Genomic DNA, 2,500 nt, shown 5'->3' with positions numbered 1-2,500 from the left:
CCGCCTGACACTGTCTCCTGCCCCGCTAAGGGGCAAGGGTTAGAAGTTCAATACAACCAGGGTAGTATCCCACCGACGCCTCCTCCGAAGCTGGCGCTCCGGAATCTCAGGCTCCTACCTATCCTGTACAAGTTGTACCAAAATTCAATATCAGGCTACAGTAAAGCTCCACGGGGTCTTTCCGTCCTGTCGCGGGTAACCTGCATCTTCACAGGTACTATAATTTCACCGAGTCTCTCGTTGAGACAGTGCCCAGATCGTTACGCCTTTCGTGCGGGTCGGAACTTACCCGACAAGGAATTTCGCTACCTTAGGACCGTTATAGTTACGGCCGCCGTTTACTGGGGCTTCAATTCGCACCTTCGCTTGCGCTAAGCACTCCTCTTAACCTTCCAGCACCGGGCAGGCGTCAGCCCCTATACGTCACCTTACGGTTTTGCAGAGACCTGTGTTTTTGCTAAACAGTCGCCTGGGCCTATTCACTGCGGCTCTCTCGGGCTTTAACACCCTAATAGAGCACCCCTTCTCCCGAAGTTACGGGGTCATTTTGCCGAGTTCCTTAACGAGAGTTCTCTCGCTCACCTTAGGATTCTCTCCTCGACTACCTGTGTCGGTTTGCGGTACGGGCACCTTCCACCTCGTTAGAGGCTTTTCTTGGCAGTGTGAAATCAGGAACTCAGACCTAATGGTCCTTGTCATCACAGCTCAACGTTATAGGAACGGGATTTGCCTCATTCCACGCCTTACTGCTTGAACGTACATAACCAACAGTACGCTTACCCTATCCTTCTGCGTCCCCCCATTACTCAAACGGTGGAGTGGTGGTACAGGAATATCAACCTGTTGTCCATCGCCTACGCCTATCGGCCTCGGCTTAGGTCCCGACTAACCCTGAGCGGACGAGCCTTCCTCAGGAAACCTTAGTCATTCGGTGGACGGGATTCTCACCCGTCTTTCGCTACTCATACCGGCATTCTCACTTCTAAGCGCTCCACCAGTCCTTCCGGTCTAGCTTCAACGCCCTTAGAACGCTCTCCTACCACGGATTCCATACGGAATCCATCCACAGCTTCGGTGAATTGTTTAGCCCCGATACATTTTCGGCGCAGCGTCACTCGACCAGTGAGCTATTACGCACTCTTTAAATGATGGCTGCTTCTAAGCCAACATCCTGGTTGTCTAAGCAACGCCACATCCTTTTCCACTTAACAATTACTTGGGGACCTTAGCTGGTGGTCTGGGCTGTTTCCCTCTTGACTACGGATCTTATCACTCGCAGTCTGACTCCCAATTATAAATCTCTGGCATTCGGAGTTTGTCTGAATTCGGTAACCCGGGATGGGCCCCTAGTCCAAACAGTGCTCTACCTCCAGGATTCTCAAAATTGAGGCTAGCCCTAAAGCTATTTCGGAGAGAACCAGCTATCTCCAGGTTCGATTGGAATTTCTCCGCTACCCACACCTCATCCCCGCACTTTTCAACGTGCGTGGGTTCGGGCCTCCAGTAAGTGTTACCTTACCTTCACCCTGGACATGGGTAGATCACCTGGTTTCGGGTCTACAACTACATACTCTATCGCCCTATTCAGACTCGCTTTCGCTGCGGCTCCGCCTTCTCAGCTTAACCTTGCATGCAATCGTAACTCGCCGGTTCATTCTACAAAAGGCACGCTATCACCCATTAACGGGCTCTAACTACTTGTAGGCACACGGTTTCAGGATCTCTTTCACTCCCCTTCCGGGGTGCTTTTCACCTTTCCCTCACGGTACTGGTTCACTATCGGTCACTAGGTAGTATTTAGCCTTGGGAGATGGTCCTCCCAGATTCCGACGGAATTTCACGTGTTCCGCCGTACTCAGGATCCACTCAGGAGAGAACGAACTTTCGACTACAGGGCTTTTACCTGCTGCGGCGGACCTTTCCAGATCGCTTCGTCTAACTCGTTCCTTTGTAACTCCGTATTGAGTGTCCTACAACCCCAAGAAGCAAGCTTCTTGGTTTGGGCTCTTCCCGTTTCGCTCGCCGCTACTCAGGGAATCGAATTTCTTTCTCTTCCTCCAGGTACTTAGATGTTTCAGTTCCCTGGGTGTGCCACGGATGCGCTATGTATTCACGCAAACGTACTGCTCTATTAAAAACAGTGGGTTTCCCCATTCGGAAATCTCCGGATCAAAGCTTACTTACAGCTCCCCGAAGCATATCGGTGTTAGTACCGTCCTTCATCGGCTCCTAGTGCCAAGGCATTCACCGTGCGCCCTTATTAACTTAACCTAAAAGTTAAAAAGTTCTTACGCATACAACCGAAGTTGTATGTTGAATTACTTGAATGTTTATTGCTTTCAATGTCGTTTTATCCAGTTTTCAAAGAACAAGTTTTGAAAGTATCGTCTTCTATAAAGAAGATGAACCTTCAAAACTGAACGCAAAACGTCAACGTATAGACCCAAGGTCTATATTCCGTGATTATCCTTAGAAAGGAGGTGATCCAGCCGCACCTTCC

The 2,500-nt window shown here is 50.1% G+C and carries 2 rRNA genes (both only partly in view); both read right to left on the bottom strand.

From position 1 onward, the window contains the following. Positions 1 to 2,271, bottom strand: a 23S ribosomal RNA gene (locus MHH33_RS00455); it reaches 661 nt to the left of the window's first position. A gap of 202 nt (positions 2,272 to 2,473) precedes the next feature. Then, positions 2,474 to 2,500 (bottom strand): 16S ribosomal RNA (locus MHH33_RS00450) (it continues 1,528 nt past the right edge of the window). Together the 16S and 23S rRNA genes form the textbook arrangement of a ribosomal RNA operon.

Source organism: Paenisporosarcina sp. FSL H8-0542 (assembly GCF_038632915.1).
GTDB lineage: Bacteria > Bacillota > Bacilli > Bacillales_A > Planococcaceae > Paenisporosarcina.
Note: the sequence above shows the minus strand (reverse complement) of the source record. Positions and strands in the feature narration are given on the sequence as shown.